Raw genomic sequence first — 17,062 nt, 5'->3', positions numbered from 1 at the left:
GGGCGACACTATTTTCAGGTGGCCACCCGCGACGTCGACCCGATCACCGCCTCCAGCACACTGAAATCGATCCAGTCGCGCACATCGAAGCGCCGCGCAATGAAATGCCACCGATGCAGAAAATCGGTGAAATCCTGCAGCGCCTCGATCGAGCGACTGTCCAGCGTGGTCCGCAGGCGCCGGTGCGCGTCCTCGCCATACGCCGCCGCCACCCAGTACTCGCTGGTGTTGAGCTCGCGCGCCAGGTAGCGCCGGGTTTCATCGGGGTTGGCCCAGGCCCACTGCTCGGTACGCAGCACCACGTCGACGATGCGCGTGCACGCGCCGAAATGCTGTTGCAGCAGGTTCAGGTCAACAGTCAGGGTGCGCGGCGTGCCGTTGTTGGAACGGATCAGCGGGTCGGGGTGCGAGCCGGTGTCGATCACCACCCGCAGGCCGAACTCGTGGGCCAGTTGCAAGGCCGAGGCCCCCTTGAGGAAGATCGCGTCGATGTCGCCGCGCAGCAGCCCGATCAGTTCGTTGTTGCGCCGGCTCACCCGGTTCATGCCCAGGGTCACCGTGGCGCCATGCACATGGGTGACCTGCTCGTCGCTGTGGGTGCCGCCGTAGGGGTAGTCCACCAGTTCCACATCGGCCACGTCCAGGCCTTCGAGCCTGAGCGCGTTTTCCAGCCCGCGCAGGGCCTGGGCGCGGGTGAAGTCGATCTGCACGTTGGCCCACTTGGGCAGGCCGAAGCGGCGGTTCTTGAGGTCGCGCACGCTTTTCACGCCGCTGTCCTCGGTGGTCAGGATCAACTGCACCTCATCGGCCCAGCTCAGCCCCAGCACGCGGGTCTGCACGCCGCTGGCGTAGGCCCAGATCGCCGGAATGTTGCCGCCGTGGCGCACCGAGTTGGGCAGGTGATGGTCGTAGTGGGCTTCGCGCACTTCGCGCTCGCTGGACTCGCGCAGCGACTGGATCGAGGTGCCCAGCGGCTGGAACGCCTCGGCCAGGCGCCCGGTCTGCACGGCGATGCCAAGGCCGGTCGGCACCGGGCTGTGGGTGTACCAGAGGGTATCGAGAGGGGTGGTCATAGGGGCATCGGGTCCTTGATGGGTTGTTGTTGCACCAGCGGCAGCACTTCCTGGCCGATGCGCAGGGCTTCTTCCAGGTGCGGGTTGCCGGCCAGGATGAAGGTCGAGAAGCCGGCGTCGCGGTACTCGGCCAGGCGTTCGGCGATGTTCTGGTGGCTGCCCACCAGGCCCACGGTGGGGCCGGGCTTGGCCTTGGCGAAACCGGCCCACAGGTTTGGCCCCAGAATCAGGTCGTCGAAGCGCTGGATGTTCTGGTGATAGGCGCTCTGGCGGGCGCCGCCGACCGAGTCGCTGGCAGTGCTGAAGGTGCTGGAGAGGGCGCTGGGCCTGCCGTCGAGCCTGTCGAACTGGCGGCGCAGGTCGCGCCAGGCTGCCTCTTCGGTTTCGCGGGCGAACAGGTCCACGCGCAGGCCGAAGCGCACCGTGCGGCCCTGCCTGTCGGCCAGCTCGCGCACGCGCTCGATGTGCGGCTTGAGCTGCTCGATCGGCTCGGCCCAGTTCAGGTACACATCGGCGTGGCGTGCAGCCACGTCCAGGGCCGGGTCGGAGAAGCCGGAGAAGTACACCCCCGGCTTGCGCACATGGCCCAGGTGCTCGGGCAGGGCGCCGTCGTCCAGTTGATAGACCTCGCCCTGGTAGCTGAAGTGCTCGTTGCGCCACAGGCCGTCGATGATGTCGAGAAATTCGCCGGTGCGCCGGTAGCGCTGGTCGTGGTCGAGAAAGTCGCCCTGGGCGCGCTGGCTGGCGGGGTTGCCGCCGGTGATGATGTTCCAGTCCAGGCGGTCGTGGCTCAGGTGCTGCAGGATGGCGGCCTGCTGTGCGGCGTAGGCGGGCAGGGTCCAGGCGGCCTGGAAGGCGATCAGAAAGCGCAGGCGGCGGGTTTCGCGGGCCAGTGCGGCGGCCACGATCCAGGGTTCGGGGCCGGTGGGCAGCAGGGCGCCTTCGAAGCCGGCCAGTTCGGCAGCCTTGGCCACCTGTGCGATGTAGTCGATATAGGTGAAGCCGTCGGGGCGGCCGTCTGCCAGCCGGCCGGGTGCGATATGGCCGTGCTGGTGGCTGAAGCTGCCACGGTTGTGCCGGTCGGTGCTCAATTGCGGCCCGTCGGTGCCCAGGGGTAGGCGCCAGAAGAATTCGGTGCTCATGGCTGTTCCTCGGTGAATGTGCCAGAGGTGGTGCAACCGTCATGCCACGCGGTGCGGGCCCGATTTTGCGGGGGGTGGGCTGCTGCACTGCTGCCAGGGCAGCAGTGCAGCAGCAGTGGGTGCGGCGGTTGCAGCACCAGAGCAATGCCCCCCCTGTGGGAGCGGGCTTGACCCGCGATTGGCCCTAACCGGCCCGCGCATAGCTGCGATGCAGCGCCGCATACGCCCCACCCCTGGCCAGCAACTGCGCATGCGGCCCTTGCTCCACCAGGCGGCCCTGGCCGATCACCACGATGCGGTCCGCCTCGCGAATGGTCGCCAGCCGATGCGCGATGATGATCGCCGTGCGCCCCTCGCACAGCCGACGCAACGCCCGCTGGATACGCCGCTCGGTATGCACGTCCACCGCCGAGGTGGCTTCGTCCAGCACCAGCACCGCGGGGTCTGCCAGGTACGCCCGCACCAGGCACACCAGCTGACGCTGCCCATGGCTCAGGTGCGCGCCCAGCGCCCCCACCTGGGTCGCGTACTGGTGCGGCAGGCGCTCCAGCACTTCATCGGCGCCCAGCTCGCGGGCCGCAGCGATCAGCGTCGCATCGTCCGCCCCCGGTGCTGCCAGGCGCAGGTTGTCGAGGATGCTGCCGGCAAACAGCACGTTGTCCTGCAGCACCACACCCACGTGCCGGCGCAACTGCTGCTGGCTCAACTGGCGAACATCGATGCCATCGAGCTTCACCGCGCCGCCGTCCACGTCATAGAAGCGCGTGAGCAACTGCACCAGCGTGCTCTTGCCATGCCCCGACGGCCCGACCAATGCCAGCACCTCGCCCGCCCGTATGTGCAGGTCCAGCCCGTCGATCACCGGCGTTGGCGCCTGACGCTCATAGGCAAAGCGCACCTGCTCGAAGCGCACCTCGCCACGCGCCCTGGGCAACGCCACGGGCACCTGCGGGTCGAGAATCTGCGGCGCGGTGTCCAGCAGCAGAAAGATCCGCTGCGCCGAAGCCGAACCGGTGGCATAGCGCTCGAACAGGTCGGTCAGCTCCTGCAACGGCCCCAGAAACAGCATCACGTAGAACAGGCTTTCACCCACCTGGCCTACCGTCACCGAACCCTCGGCCAGCCCGTAGCCACCCACCAGCACCAGCACCGCCATGCCCATCGCGGCCAGCAGCGCGGTGAACGGCGCGAACCAGCCCGAGCGCAGGCTGCCCAGAATCAGCGCGCGGTTGAAGTCGTCCAGCAGGCCCTGGTAACGCTGCAGGTTGGTCTGCTGCCGGCCGGTCTGCTGCAGCAGGCGCACGCCGCTGACGCTCTCCACCAGGTGGGCGGTGAAGCGGCTGCGGTTTTCCGCGACCTTCGCCCAGTTGCGCTGGGCGATACGCTTGAAGCCCCAGGTGGCGAGCAGCAGCAACGGCACGCTGCCGATCAGGCTGAAGAAGAACAGCGGCTCGATCAGCCACAGCATCACCGCCGCCAGGCTGCAGCGCAGCAGGGCGCCGAGCAGCTCGGGCGGGCCCTGGATCAGCAGCGGCTCAAGCGCGTCCACGTCGCGGTCGGCCCGCGAAATGATGCGCCCGGCGCGGGTGCGGTCGAAGTAGCCCACGCTCAGCGCCTGCACGTGCGCAAACACCCGCACGCGCAGGTCGTTGAGCACGCTGATCGCGGCGCTGCCGGCGATGTACTGCGACAGCCCCGCCAGCACGAAGCGCCCCAGCCAGCTTGCCGCCAGGCCCGCGCCCAGCCACAGCACCAGCGGCGGGTCCAGCAGCCAGGCGTTGCCGTCATGGATCAGCCCGTGATCGAGCAGCTCGCGCACGAACCACGGGCGCAGGAACACGGTGAACACCAGCACCAGTTCCAGGCCGATCACCCAGCCGATCTGCCGGCGCACCGGGCGCAGCAGGGGCAGCAGGCGCCGGAACATGCTGCGGTCCAGGGCCTTTCTTGCCAGCAATTCTTCTATCTCGATATCGCTCAGGGCAGTGCCCGCTTGCGGCTTAGCCATGCTCGATCCCCAGCAGTTCACGGTAGGTCGGGTTGCGGTGCAGCAGCTGCGTATGGCTGCCGCTGTCGGCAATGCCGGTACTGCTCAGCAGCAGCACGCGGTCGGCCAGTTGCACGGTGCTCAGCTTGCTGGCGATCAGCAGCAGGGTCGGCGCATGCCCATCGCTGCGGCGCTGGCGCAGGGTGTCGAGCACACGCTGTTCACTGATCGCGTCCAGCGCGCTGGTGGCGTCGTCCAGGCACAGGATGTCGGGGGCCGCCAGCAGGGCGCGGGCCAGGCACAGGCGCTGGCGCTGGCCGCCCGAGAGGGTCACGCCACGGTCGCCCAGCGGCGTGTCCAGGCCCTGGGGCAGGCGCGCCAGCACGTCCTCGGCGCTGGCCTGGCGCAGTGCATCGAGCAGTTGCGCGTCGCTGGCCGTGGGCGCACCCAGGCGCAGGTTGGCAGCCAGGCTGTCGGCGAACAGAAAGCTCTCCTGGGGCAGCACATGCACGCGCCGGCGCAGTTCATCCAGCGCCAGGGTGCGCACGTCGTGCCAGCCCCGTGCAGCGCTGCCCAGCAGCACGCGGCCCTGGTCGGCCTCGGTCAGGCGCGGCAGCAGGCTGGCCAGCAGGCTCTTGCCGGTGCCGGTGGCGCCCACCAGCGCGACCACCTCGCCGGGTTCTATCTGCAACGAGCACTGGCTGAGCACCGCCTGCCCACCGCCGGGCGCTGCCACGCCGACAGCCTCCAGCTTCAGGCCCAGCGGCCCCGGGGGCAGCGACTGCTGACCGCTGACGATGTGTACCGGCGCATCGAGCAACTGCCAGATACGCTCGGCCGAGGCGCGCGCGTCGGCGAAGGTCTGCATCACCCGGCCGATGCCTTCGATGCGAAACACCAGGGTGGTGGCGATCAGCAGCGAGGTCACCAGCTCGCCGATGCCGATGCGCCCCTGGGCCACCAGCTGCGCACCGACCACCAGGATCCACACATGCCCCAGCGCCACCACCGCCTGCGGCAGCGGTATGCGCGAGCTGGCGTAGGCCAGCGCCTGGCGTGCATGCCCGGCAAACACCTGCACCTGCGCGGCAAAGCCCTGGATGCGCTGGGCCTGCAGGCCGAACGACTTGATCACCCGTACCGCGCCGATGCCTTCGGCCAGGTCCTGGTTGACCCGGTCGTAGGCGGCGCCCACGGCACGGTCCAGTGCCACCAGGCGCTCGGTCTGGTGCACGAAGATGCCCAGCCCGAGCACGGTCAGCAGCAGCGGCCCCAGGGCCAGCCACGGGTCGTACCAGGCCAGCAGGCCGACGGTGGCCAGCACCACCAACGGGGTTTCCACCAGTTGGCGCCAGAAGCTGATCAGGGCATCGCGCACCTTGTCCGCATCGCGGGTGGTGCGGGTGACCATCTCGCCCATGCCGTGCTGCCAGTGGTAGCCCAGGTGCAGGGCCTGCACCTGGGCCAGCAGGCGCTCGCGCAGGCGCGTGAGCAGCGCCTGGCCGAGCACCAGCGAGCCGATGGCCGCGGCGTACTGCAACACCGCGCGGCCCAGCGCCACCGCGCCTATCAGCCAGAACCAGTGCCAGGCCAGGCGTGCATCCAGGCTGCCATCGGCCAGGCGCACCACGGCGGCGCCGGCACTCACGTCGTTCAGCGCATGGCCGATCAGCCATTGCTGCCAGACCAGCCCCAGGTTGATGAAAACGAACAGCCCGGCGACCAGGGCGAAACGCCAGGGCATTTCGCGGTAGATCGCCAGGCTGCGCAGCAGCGGGTGTCGAGGGCTCATGGAAAACTCGAGGCAAAGGGGAAAGCAGGCGCAGGGCAGGCCCCGCGCCCGGTGTTCAGCGGCTGGCGCCCGCGCTCTGCCTGGCGGCGAGAATGGCGGTGTATTCGCCCGGGTCGATGCCGTTGAGGTAGTAGTTGCCCACGTGGTGCAGGCGCCAGCGGATCGGGTCGTGGGTGGTGTGCACCCGCGCATTGCGCCAGAAGCGGTCCAGGTTCCATTTGCTCAGCGAGGCGCTGGCCCCCAGCAGCGAGAAGATGTCGCTGGAGATCTTCAGCGAGGCGGCATCCGAGTGCGCCCGCGCGGTGGCTACCGAGAGAATCAGCTCGTCCTGCAGGGCCTTGTCGTCGGGGGCCAACTCGTGCGCATCGAAGGTCCGTGCGGCATCGCGCAGCAGCGATTCGGCGGCGCGCAGGGCCACGGCGTATTCACCGACCTGGCGGATGATGTGCGGCTCTTCGCTGGCGCGCTCCACCTCGCTCTCCACCCACGGGCGCGCGTGCTGGTTGAGGTAGTCGATGCCGGCCTGCAGGGCGCCGGCGGCGATGCCGGTGTCGATGGCCGCGTGCAGTATCTGCGGGAAGGTCAGCCCGGTGCGCTTCATCGGGCCCTGGCGGCGCAGCACATAGCGCTCGTCCAGCTCGATGTTGTCGAACTGCACCGTGCCGCTCACCGAGTTGTTCTGGCCGAAGGCGTCCCAGTCGTCGAGCAGGGTCAGGCCCGGCGTGTCGCGGTGCAGCAGCACCCCGGCGCCGCCGTCGTCGCTGGCGGCGGTCAGTGAGATCCATTCGGCCAGGTACGAGCCGGTGGAGTAGAACTTGCTGCCGTTGAGCACCAGCTTGCCGTCTTCGCGGCGCTCGATGCGGGTCTTGAGGGCGAACTTGTTCTTGCCGCCGACCTCGGCCAGGGCGTTGCCCAGGCGCTTGCCGGCGAGCAGGTCGGCGATCAGGCGCTCGCGCACTTCATCCGGGTAGCCGCTGAGCACACCGCGCAGCATCACGTTGTGAATCTGCAGCAGTTGCCCGACACCGCCATCGGCGGCGGACACGATGCGCACGGTCTCGACGATGGTCTGTACCGAAGCGCCCAGCCCGCCGAACTGCGCGGGCACGCCGATGGCGGTCAGGCCGCTGTCGGACAGCAGCTGGGCCTGGCGACGCGGCAACTGGCGGTTGTTGTGCCGGTCGCGGGCCAGCTCGGCGATCTGGCCGGCGATTTCATGGGCGGCGGAGATGGCCTGGGCGGCGCTTTCCAGGCGGCGGGGCGGGGTACTCATGCGGGGGCTTCCTTGAATGAACAGGTTTCAGACCCTTGAGCAGGTTCTGTGCCACACGCCGCAAAGCCTTGTGCCACAAGGACTGCGGCCAGGTACGGGCGGCGGGGTGCTGCTGGGGCAGCAGCGGGGCGCCGATTGTTGCTCTGGCAGCAGCAGGGCAGCTGCAACACTGCTGCCAGGCCAGCAGCCGGTGTTCAGAAGGTCTCTAAAAAACCAACAAAAACAATGAGTTGGTGAGTTGGCACGGGCGCTGCAATGGCATGGCTACCTTCGCTTGATGGAACATGCCCATGTCAATCGCCGCTACCTTGCCGTTGCCTGCCGCACCGGCCCTCGAACAGATCTGGTTCACCCGCTGCCCGGTGCCGACCGCCTCCGGCATCGCCTACACCCTGGGCTGGCTGGGCGAGGAATTCGCCGCCGACGGCCTGCCGGTGGAGACCCTGCAGGAGGCCCGCCAGCTCGGCCATCACCACTACGATCACCAGTTGCCCGGGCTGTTTCGCGAGGGCGGCAACGTGCCGGCCTTGGCCGCCCGCGCCGCCGGTTCGCCCAGCCGCCTGATCGGCCTGACCTGGATCGAGGAATGGCAGACCGTCCTGGTACGCCCCGACTCCGGCATCCGCAGCGCCCGGGACCTCAAGGGCAAGCGCCTGGCGCTGCCGGCCTGGGGCGACAACCGCCCGGGCAGCATCGCCCGCGCCATGAGCCTGCATGGCTACAAGGGCGCGCTGAGCCTGGCCGGCCTGAGCTTCGACGATGTCGAACTGGTGGAAGTGGCGCTGCACAACCAGGACGACGCCCCCACCCCCGAGCAGGGCCTGCAGCGCCTGTGGTCGGGGCTGGACTACCTGGCCCGTGGCGAGGTCGACGCGGTGTACGTCAAGGGCGCCGCCGCTGCCGATGCAGCGCGCCGCCTGGGCCTGGTGGTGGGCATCGACCTGGACCAGATCAGCGACCCGCGTTACCGCATCAACAACGGCACGCCACGGCCGATCACCGTGCACCAGAGCCTGCTGGACAACCACTTCGAGCTGGTGGTGCGCTTCCTCGCGCAGACCCTGCGCGCCGCCGACTGGGCCAGCCACAACCGCGAGGCACTACTGCGCATCCTGCAGGACGAGACCCGCGCCGGCGCCCAGGGCGTGGACGAAGCCTACCGTGGCGACTTCCACACCACCCTGGCCCCGGACCTCTCGGCCCAGCGCCTGGGCTACCTGGACATCCAGAAGACCTTCCTCAACCTGCATGGCTTTCTCGAAGCCGATTTCAACCTCGCCGACTGGGTCGACCCGCGTCCACTGCAAGCTGCCCATCAACTGCTGGCCCGGCGCGCCCGCGCCTGACCCAAGGAGTCCGCCATGACCGTACTGACCACCGAGCACCTGATCGACGCCGACCTCAAGGCCTTCATCGAGCAGGTGCTGCACGAGGCCGAACAGGCCTTCACCGTGTTCCGCGAAACCAACACCATCACCGCCGCCGGCACCGTGGGCTTCATCGAGCGCGTACCGGGCCGCGAGCTGCTGGTGTCGGTCAACTACCCAGGCCCGTGGGACTACCGCAAGCCGCTGCAGGCCACGGTCAGCGACTTTGCCGGCAACCTGGTGCATGGCCAGGGCAAGGGCGGGCTGGGCCGCTACACCCGGCTTTTTCGCGAAGACGCCGGCATCACCACGGTGTCCCACGTGCACACCCCGTACCTGGGCGCCTGGGCGCAGACCCAGCGCAGCCTGCCGTTCCACTACGTGCCGGTGCAGCGCTACCAGCTGGCCCGCGAGCTGCCGGTGTACATCGACCGGCGCCAGGACGAGGTCGACTTCATTCTCGAGCGCCTGGCCGAGAACCCCTACACCCCGGCGATTCTCGAAGCCAACGGCGGTGCGACCGTGTGGGGGCGCCAGGGCCTGCGCGCCACTGCCGAATTCATCCTGCTGCTGGAGGAGGGCGCGCAACTGCAACTGCTGGCCGAGTCCATCGGCGGCTCGCGCCCCTACGGCCCCGGCGTGCTCACCCAGCAATGGAACATGAGCAAGCTGATCGACCGCGCCCACGCGCTGGGCCTGGTCCCGGCCATCGACCGCCCACGCGCCTGAGGAACCTGCCATGGCCATCAAGATCCTGTGGTACCTCACCAGCCCCGACGGCCCCTACCCGTGGGAGCCCCAGGGGCGCTGGAAAACCGATTTCGCCCACCTCAGGCAACTGGCGGTGGCCAGTGACCGCCTGGGGTTCTACGGCGCCCTGCTGGGTTCAAGCCCCAACGAGAGCCTGGCGGTGTCGGCGGCACTGATCGATGCCACCGAGCGCCTGCGCTTTCTGGTGGCGCAGCACCCGGGCGAGCTGTCGCCGGCGGTGCTGGCCAAGTGGGCGCTGACCTTCGACGAGTTCTCCAACGGCCGCCTGCTGTTCAACGTGGTCAATGGCAGCGACGCGGGCCTGGCCACCCTGGGTGTGCATTACCCGCACGATGAGCGCTACCAGTTCAGCCTGGAATACTGGCGCGCCTTCCAGCGCATCTATGCCGGCGACACCGCCGGTTTCGACGGCCAGTACGTGAAGCTCGCGCCACGCCCGGCTGCGGCGGCGCGCCATCCGCTGGGCGGCTGGCACCCGCCGCAGCGCCTGGCGGTACCCCTGTGGGGCGCCGGCACCTCGGACGTGGGCGTGGCGCATTCGGTGCAACTGCTGGACGTGTACCTGAGCTTTGCCGACACCCCGCCCCGGCTGGGCGACAAGTTCCGCCGCGTGGCCGCCGAGGCGGCGAAGTTCGGCCGCGAACTGACCTACGGCACGCGCCTGCAGGTCATCGTGCGCGAGACCGAGGCCCAAGCCTGGGCGCATGCCGAGAAGCTGCTGCAACAGACCTCCCTGGCCACCGCCCGCGCCGCCATCGAGCGCCGCCTGCCGCCGGGCCAGACCCTGGACACCTTCCACAGCGACAACCCGCAGGTGCAGCGCAACGTGCAGAGCATCCGCGACGGGCGCCTGCCCACTGCGCGCGAGCTTGAGATCTACCCCAACGTGTGGACCGGCCCCAGCCTGTTCGGCTTCGACATCCTCGGCCCGTCGTCCGGCACCTACCTGGTGGGCAGTGCCGAGCAGGTGGCCGAGCGCATTCGCGAGTACCAGCAGCAGGGCACCTCGGCGTTCATTCTCTCGGGCTTTCCGCTGATCGATGAAGCGCACCGGGTGGCCGACCTGCTGTTCCCGCTGCTGGAACTGGACCACGGGTTCGAGATCCCGCGCCTGGGTGCGCGCACCGCTGCCGAGCCGGCCTAAGGAGCTGCCCATGCCTCATGAATTCTCGCGCCGGATCTTCCTCGGCAACAGCCTGGCCGTCGGCGGCGGCCTGCTGCTGGCCTCCAGCCTGCTGGGCGGCTGCGATGCCGGCGGGCCTGCCAGCAGCGCGGCGGCCAGCGCACGCCCGGGCACCCCGGTGCACGGCGGGCGCCTGCGCGTCGGCATCATCGACGGCGACCAGGCCGGCAACCTGGATGCACACAAGCCTTCCGGTGGCGGGATCATTCGCGGCTGGGCGCTGTACAGCAAGTTCTGGGAATGGAACGACGACGTCAGCACGCGCCTGGGCCTGGCCGAATTTGCCGAGCCCAATGCCGATGCCAGCGCCTGGACCATTCGCATCAAGCCGGGGCTGGAGTTCCACCACGGCAAGAGCATCGGCGCCGACGACATGCTGTTCTCGATCCTGCGCCTGACCGACCCGAAACTTGCCTCGCCATTTGCCGGGCTGGTGGGCGCCATCGACCGCCAGGCGCTGCGCAAGCTCGACGAGCGCACCATCGAGATCCGCTTCAAGCAGGGCCGCAGCTTCTTCCCGCTGGACGAGACCCTGATTGCCTTCGGCGGCATCGTGCCCACCGACTACGACCCGGTCAGCAACCCGGTGGGCGCCGGCCCGTACCGGCTCAAACGTTTCGTGCCGGGCCAGCGTGCGCTGTTCAGCCGTTTCGAAAACTACTACAAGCCCAACCAGCCATATGCCGACGAGCTGGAGATCATCGAATTCAAGGACCAGGTATCGCGCGTGGCCGCCCTGCGTGCCGGGCAGATCGACATCGCCAGCGGCGTGCAGGCCGAGCACAGTGCCTTGCTCAAGGCCGACCCGCGCCTGCAACTGGTGGTGTCGCCCACCACCTCGTTCAGTGGCTTCAACCTCAACACCGCCAAGGCGCCGTTCCAGGACGAGCGGGTGCGCCAGGCCTTCCGCCTGCTGGCCGACCGCCAGGAGCTGGTGGGCCGTGGCCTCAACGGTTTCGGGCGCATCGCCAACGACCTGTATTCGCCAACCGACCCCACCTACAACCATGCCATCGCCCAGCGCCCCTTCGATCTGGACCAGGCCCGTTCGCTGCTGCGCCAGGCCGGGCAGACCGACCTGCGCATAGAGCTGACCACCACCGCCAACGAAATCAACGCTGCCCTGGTGTTCGCCCAGCAGGCGAAGAAGGCCGGGGTCCAGGTCAAGGTCACGCCGGTGGACGCCTCGGTATTCAACGGCCCGCAGAAGGAGCAGTGGCTGATGTCGCCCGGCTCGACACCGGCCCGCGGCTTTCTGGCCACCGGCCTGCACAACGATGCACCGCTGGCGATCTACAACCGCAGCAACTTCCGTGACGAGCGCTTCAGTGCGCTGTTCACCCAGGCCCTCGGCCAGCCGGATCTGGCGCAGCGCAAGCAGCTGGTGCACGAGGCGCAGGCCATTCAGCACCAGCGCGGCGGCCTGCTGATCTGGGGCTTCACCGACGTGCTGGACGCCGCCTCGAACAAGGTCGGCGGCCTGCACGGCGAACAGACCACCTTCGCCTCCTGGCGCTTTGACAGCCTGTGGTTGAACCATGCCTGAACCGTGCGCAACCTCTCATCGACTGCCGGCCTGGCTGCCCTGGTTCATCGGGCGCCTGGGCTACGGCCTGCTCACCGCCTGGGTCATCAGCCTGGTGGTGTTCATCGCCACCCAGGCGCTGCCCTCGGACCCGGCGCGGGTGATCCTGGGCCCCGACGCGCCGCTGGAGAGCATCCAGACCCTGCGCGAGCAACTGGGCCTGAACCGGCCGATCCTGCTGCAGTACCTGAGCTGGCTGGGGCAGGTGCTGCACGGCGACCTGGGCATCTCGCTGGATTCGAACCAACCGGTGGCCGGCATCATTCTCGCGCGCTTTGGCAATACCCTGGCGCTGCTGGGCGGCGTGCTGCTGGTGGTGGTGCCGCTGGCGTTGAGCATCGGCGTGAGCCTGGCGCTGCGGCGTGACAGCCGCCTGGACCGCTGGGCGCTGTCGGCGCTGATCTTTCTCAAGGCCACCCCGGGTTTTCTGCTGGCCATCGGGCTGGTGCTGCTGTTTTCCATGCCGCAGTTCAGCCTGCTGCCGGCGGTGTCGATCCTCGACCCGGACAAGCACCTGTGGCAGCAGCTGGAGTTTCTGCTGCTGCCGATCCTGGCCCTGAGCCTGTCGTCGCTGCCGTACCTGGCGCGGCTGGTACGCGCCTCGATGATCGAGGCGCTGGAATCCGACTACGTGAGTGCGGCGCGCCTGCGCGGGGTGCCCGAATGGCGCATCGTGTGGCGCCACACCTTGCCCAACGCGCTGGTGCCGGCAGTGCAGGGCGTGGCCCTGACCTTGCGCACCCTGATCGGCGGCGCGCTGCTGGCCGAGGTGATCTTCAGCTACCCCGGCATCGGCACCCAGCTCAACACCGCGATCCAGATGCGCGACCTGCCGCTGATCCAGGGCGTGGTGCTGGTGATCACCCTGGGCGTGGTGGCGATCAACCTGCTGGCCGACCTGCTCACCGTGCTGCTGACCCCCAGGCTGCGCACCGCGCGGCGGGCCACGCTGATCCAGCGCAACCGTCGCGGCATCCAGAGTTGGTGGCGACGCCCGGCAGCCAAGGCCCCTTGAGAGGAAGAGAGCATGTTCAGTGCAAGTGTCTGGCGTGAGCCGCAAATTCGTCGGGGTGGGCTGGTGACCCTGGCCATCGTGCTGCTGGCGCTGCTGGGCCCGTGGCTGGCGCCGCATGCGCCTACCGACATGGTTGGCGGGGTGTACGGGCCGCCCAGCGGCGAGGCGCCGTTGGGGCATGATTTTCTGGGCCACGACGTGGTGTCGCGGTTGCTCGGTGGCGGTGTGTCGATCCTGTGGATGTCGCTGGCGGCCGCTGCCATTGCGCTGGTGCTGGGCACGGCGCTGGGGCTGCTGGCCGGGTTGTCGCGCCAGCGCCTGGACCAGGCCATCACCTGGCTGGCAGATGTGTGGCTGGCGTTTCCGGACCTGATCCTGGTGCTGCTGATCGTGTCGATGCTGGGCCGCGCGCCGTGGCTGATCGTGATGACCGTGGCGATTGCCTTTACCCCCGGCGTGATCCGCCTGGCGCGCGGCAGTGCGGTGGCGGTGGCCAGCCAGGAGTTCGTGGAGGCGGCGCAGATGATGGGCTTTTCGCGCACGCGGATTCTGCTTCGCGAGATCCTGCCCAACGTGCTCACGCCGCTGCTGGTGCACTTTGGCAACATGCTGACCTGGGGCGTGGGCATGTTGTCGGGCCTGAGCTTTCTGGGTTACGGCGTGGCGCCGCCGGCGGCGGACTGGGGGCTGATGATCAACGAGAACCAGGCCGGGCTGCTGGTGCAGCCGTGGGCGGTGCTGGCACCGGCGCTGCTGATCGGGGTGTTCGCCTACGGCACCAATATTCTGGCCGAGGGCATTGCCCGGCACAGTGCGGGAGAACGCAAATGAATGCGCATGCCTTGATGGCCTCTTCGCCGGCAACGCCGGCGCCTACAGGTTTTGCACCGTCTGTAGGAGCCGGCGTTGCCGGCGAAGCGTTGCGGGTCGAGAACCTGCGGGTCGAACTCGTCAGCGGCGCCGATATCATCGACCACATCCACTTCAGCCTGGCCCCCGGTGAAATCCTCGGCCTTGTCGGCGAGTCCGGCTCGGGCAAGACCACCCTGGCCACCGCGCTGCTGGCCCATGCCCGGCGCGGTGCGCAGATTGCCGGCGGGCGCATCGACATTGCCGGCGCCTCGCTGCTCGAGCTCAAGGGCGATGCCCTGCGCCGTGCCCGCGGCGGGCTGATCGGCTATGTTGCGCAAGACCCGGCCATGGCCCTCAACCCGGCGCTGCGCATCGGCAACCTGCTGCGCGAAACCCTGCTGGCCCACGAGCCCCTGCTTGCCCGCGCGGCCCAGGCCGACCGCCTGCAGCAGACCCTGGTGGACGTCGGCCTGCCCGGCGATCGCGAGTTTCTCAGGCGCTTCCCCCATCAACTGTCCGGCGGCCAGCAGCAACGGGTGATGCTGGCCCTGGCCTTCGTGCTGCGCCCGCGCCTGATCGTGCTCGACGAACCCACCACCGCCCTCGACGTCGGCACCCAGGCGCACATCCTGCAAACCCTGCGCAGGCTGTGCAAGGAGCAGGGGGTGGCGGCGGTGTACGTGTCCCACGACCTGGCCGTGATCAAGGACCTGGTCGACCGCGTGATGGTGATGTACGCCGGGCGCATCGTCGAGGTGGCGCAGCGCGAACGCCTGTTCGCGCGGCCCGCGCACCCGTACACCCTGGGCCTGCTGGCGGCGATTCCGGACGTGGCCCGCCAGCGCCCGTTGCAGGCGATTGCCGGCCATGCCCCGGCGCCCGGCCAGCGCCCGCAAGGCTGCGCCTTCGCCCCGCGGTGCGCGCGCCGCAGCGCTGCCTGCACCCCGCTGGAGCCTTCGCTGAATGCGCTGGACAGCGCGCAGCAGGTCGCCTGCCTGCACCCGCAACTGACCGCCGTGGCCGCGCCGGCGGTGGTGCCGGCAACGGTGCTCAGCTGCGCTGACACGCCGCTGCTGAGCCTGCGCGACCTCAACCTGAGCTACGACCGCCAGGTGCTGTTCGACCTGTCGCTGGACCTGTACAAGGGCGAATGCCTGGCGGTGGTGGGCGAGTCGGGCTCGGGCAAGACCAGCCTGGCGCGCACCCTGGCGGGGCTGGGCGATACCGCCCAGGCCGAGCTGACCTTCGACGGGCAGCCGCTGAGCCTGCTGGCGCGCCAGCGGCCTGCGGTCACGCGCCACCGTATCCAGTACATCTTCCAGAACCCGTACCGCGCCCTGAACCCGCGCCAGACCGTGGCGCAGTGCCTGCAAGCGCCCCTGGAGCACTTCTTCGGCCTCAAGGGCGCGGCCTGCCGGGCGCGTATCGACGCGGCGCTGGCACGGGTCGCGCTGCCCCCGGATGCGGCGCACAAGTACCCGCATCATCTGTCGGGTGGCGAGCGCCAGCGCGTGGCGATTGCCCGCGCGCTGGTGTGCGAGCCTTCGGTGCTGATCTGCGACGAGGTGACCTCGGCCCTGGACGTGTCGGTGCAGGCGGCGATCCTGGCGCTGCTCAAGCAGTTGCAGGGCGAGGGCATGACCCTGCTGTTCGTCACCCACGACCTGGGCGTGGTGCGCGCCATCGCCGACCGCGTGGTGGTGGTCAGGGAAGGGCGGATTGTCGAGCAGGGGCCGGCGCAGGATGTACTGGACCACCCCCAGGCTGCGTACACCCAGGGGCTGCTGGCGCACTCGCCACGGCTGGGCTGAGCGGGCGGCCGGCGTGCATCAGCGCATGCACCAGCAGGCCGGTCAGCAACCCCCAGAACGCGCCGCCGATACCCAGCAGGGTGACATTGGCGGCGGTGGCCAGAAAGGTGATCAGCGCGGTCTCGCGGGTACGCGCATCGCCCATCGCGCTGGCCAGGCTGCCACCGATGGCGCCCAGCAGGGCCAGCCCGGCGAGGGTGGTGACGAAGGTGCGCGGCAGCACCATGAACAGGCTGGCCAGGGTCACGCCGAAAACCCCCACGGTGACGTAGAACACCCCGCAGGCGATGCCGGCGAGGTAGCGTCTGGCCGGGTCGGGGTGCGCGTCCTTGCCGGTGCAGATGGCTGCGGTGATGGCGGCCACGTTGAACGCATGGGCGCCAAACGGCGCCATCAGCAGCGACCCCAGCCCGGTGACCGTGATGATCGGGTTGGCGCTGGTGGTGTAGCCGTCGTTGCGCAGCAGCAGCATGCCCGGCATGTACTGCCCGGTGAGGGTGATGACGAACAGCGGCAGCGCCACGCCGAACAGCGCGCCAAGGCTGAGCTGCGGGGTTTCGAACACCGGCAGCGCCATGCTCAGGTGCACGCCGTGCAGGTCCAGGCGCTGCTGGGCCAGCAGCATGGCCAGGCCCGCCACCAGCACCCCGACCACGGCAAAGCGCGAGGTGAAGCGGCGCAGCACGGCGTAGGTGAGCACCAGCACGATCACCAGCAGCGGGTCGGCGCTGGCCCCGCCGAAGGCGTTGACCCCGAACTGCAGCAGGATGCCTGCCAGCAGCCCGGCGGCGATGCCGGCCGGTATCCAGCGCACCAGCCGCTCGAACACCCCCGACAGCCCCAGCAGGATGAAGCCGATGGCGCACAGCACGTAAGCGCCGATCACCTCGCCATAGGGTGTGAACGGCATGACCGTGGCCAGGAACGCCACGCCCGGGGTGGACCAGGCGGTGATGATCGGCGCGCGGTAGCGCCAGCTCAGCCAGGCCCCGGTCAGGCCCACGCCGATGCTCACCGACCACACCCACGAGGCGGTTTGCGCGGCGGTCAGGTTGCCCAGTTGCGCGGCCTGGAACACCAGCACGAAGGTGCCGCCATAGTTGACCATGACGCTGATCAGGGCGGCCAGGGTGGGTGAGACGAGGTCACGCGGGTGCAGGCGCGAAGCGGTTCGGTTCATGGGCAGGTCCTTGCGGGATGGGCTGGGGTGC

General features: G+C 69.2%; 13 protein-coding genes. 7 read left to right on the top strand and 6 right to left on the bottom strand.

Translation table 11 applies throughout. The features are described 5' to 3' along the window. Positions 1-14: 14 nt before the first annotated feature. The 5 genes from NP552_RS02920 to NP552_RS02900 all read right to left on the bottom strand — a co-directional run bounded on the left by NP552_RS02920 (position 15) and on the right by NP552_RS02900 (position 7,267). Positions 15-1,073 (bottom strand): ABC transporter substrate-binding protein, encoded by a 1,059-nt coding sequence (locus NP552_RS02920; protein ID WP_043862916.1) that lies wholly within the window; start codon positions 1,071-1,073, stop codon positions 15-17. After that, complete coding sequence (locus NP552_RS02915; protein WP_274096405.1) at positions 1,070-2,215, bottom strand: LLM class flavin-dependent oxidoreductase; 1,146 nt, start codon at positions 2,213-2,215, stop codon at positions 1,070-1,072. Before NP552_RS02915 ends, NP552_RS02920 begins: the two co-directional genes overlap by 4 nt. A 184-nt stretch (positions 2,216-2,399) precedes the next feature. Further along, positions 2,400-4,223 carry an ABC transporter ATP-binding protein gene (locus NP552_RS02910; RefSeq protein WP_054915370.1) on the bottom strand — a complete coding sequence of 608 codons (1,824 nt, stop codon included), beginning with the start codon at positions 4,221-4,223 and terminating at the stop codon, positions 2,400-2,402. Then, positions 4,216-5,994: an ABC transporter ATP-binding protein gene (locus NP552_RS02905; RefSeq protein ID WP_274096404.1), complete on the bottom strand. Its 1,779-nt coding sequence runs from the start codon at positions 5,992-5,994 to the stop codon at positions 4,216-4,218. The genes NP552_RS02910 and NP552_RS02905 overlap by 8 nt, the downstream gene beginning before the upstream one ends. A gap of 55 nt (positions 5,995-6,049) precedes the next feature. After that, positions 6,050-7,267: an acyl-CoA dehydrogenase family protein gene (locus NP552_RS02900; RefSeq protein ID WP_274096403.1), complete on the bottom strand. Its 1,218-nt coding sequence runs from the start codon at positions 7,265-7,267 to the stop codon at positions 6,050-6,052. 290 nt (positions 7,268-7,557) lie between these two features. Here NP552_RS02900 and NP552_RS02895 point away from each other — a divergent pair, with 290 nt between their 5' ends. From NP552_RS02895 to NP552_RS02865, 7 genes are read left to right on the top strand one after another with little or no spacing between them, the layout of a single operon-like run. After that, the gene (locus NP552_RS02895) at positions 7,558-8,613 is read left to right on the top strand and encodes an ABC transporter substrate-binding protein (protein WP_054915367.1); all 1,056 of its coding nucleotides are present in this window, start codon (positions 7,558-7,560) and stop codon (positions 8,611-8,613) included. A 15-nt stretch (positions 8,614-8,628) separates the two neighbouring features. Continuing rightward, positions 8,629-9,363, top strand: coding sequence for a class II aldolase/adducin family protein (locus tag NP552_RS02890; protein WP_043860481.1), 735 nt, complete (start codon positions 8,629-8,631; stop codon positions 9,361-9,363). A gap of 10 nt (positions 9,364-9,373) precedes the next feature. Next, a complete protein-coding gene (locus NP552_RS02885; RefSeq protein WP_274096402.1) occupies positions 9,374-10,549 on the top strand; it encodes an LLM class flavin-dependent oxidoreductase in 1,176 nt (391 codons plus the stop codon). 10 nt (positions 10,550-10,559) lie between these two features. Next, positions 10,560-12,134, top strand: coding sequence for an ABC transporter substrate-binding protein (locus NP552_RS02880; protein WP_274096401.1), 1,575 nt, complete (start codon positions 10,560-10,562; stop codon positions 12,132-12,134). Further along, entirely contained in the window at positions 12,127-13,188 is a 1,062-nt protein-coding gene (locus NP552_RS02875; RefSeq protein WP_043860484.1) for an ABC transporter permease, read from the top strand. Before NP552_RS02880 ends, NP552_RS02875 begins: the two co-directional genes overlap by 8 nt. Positions 13,189-13,200: 12 nt before the next feature. Next, positions 13,201-14,019: an ABC transporter permease gene (locus NP552_RS02870; protein WP_043860485.1), complete on the top strand. Its 819-nt coding sequence runs from the start codon at positions 13,201-13,203 to the stop codon at positions 14,017-14,019. Next, positions 14,016-15,851 carry a dipeptide ABC transporter ATP-binding protein gene (locus NP552_RS02865; RefSeq protein WP_274096400.1) on the top strand — a complete coding sequence of 612 codons (1,836 nt, stop codon included), beginning with the start codon at positions 14,016-14,018 and terminating at the stop codon, positions 15,849-15,851. The genes NP552_RS02870 and NP552_RS02865 overlap by 4 nt, the downstream gene beginning before the upstream one ends. Here NP552_RS02865 and NP552_RS02860 read toward each other — a convergent pair. After that, positions 15,745-17,031 carry a benzoate/H(+) symporter BenE family transporter gene (locus NP552_RS02860; RefSeq protein ID WP_274096399.1) on the bottom strand — a complete coding sequence of 429 codons (1,287 nt, stop codon included), beginning with the start codon at positions 17,029-17,031 and terminating at the stop codon, positions 15,745-15,747. The two genes, NP552_RS02865 and NP552_RS02860, sit on opposite strands and share 107 nt — an antisense overlap. Positions 17,032-17,062: the final 31 nt, after the last annotated feature.

Source organism: Pseudomonas sp. 8209, from assembly GCF_028682105.1.
Classification (GTDB): Bacteria; Pseudomonadota; Gammaproteobacteria; order Pseudomonadales; family Pseudomonadaceae; genus Aquipseudomonas; species Aquipseudomonas palmensis.
This window is presented reverse-complemented; position numbering and strand designations above follow the sequence as displayed.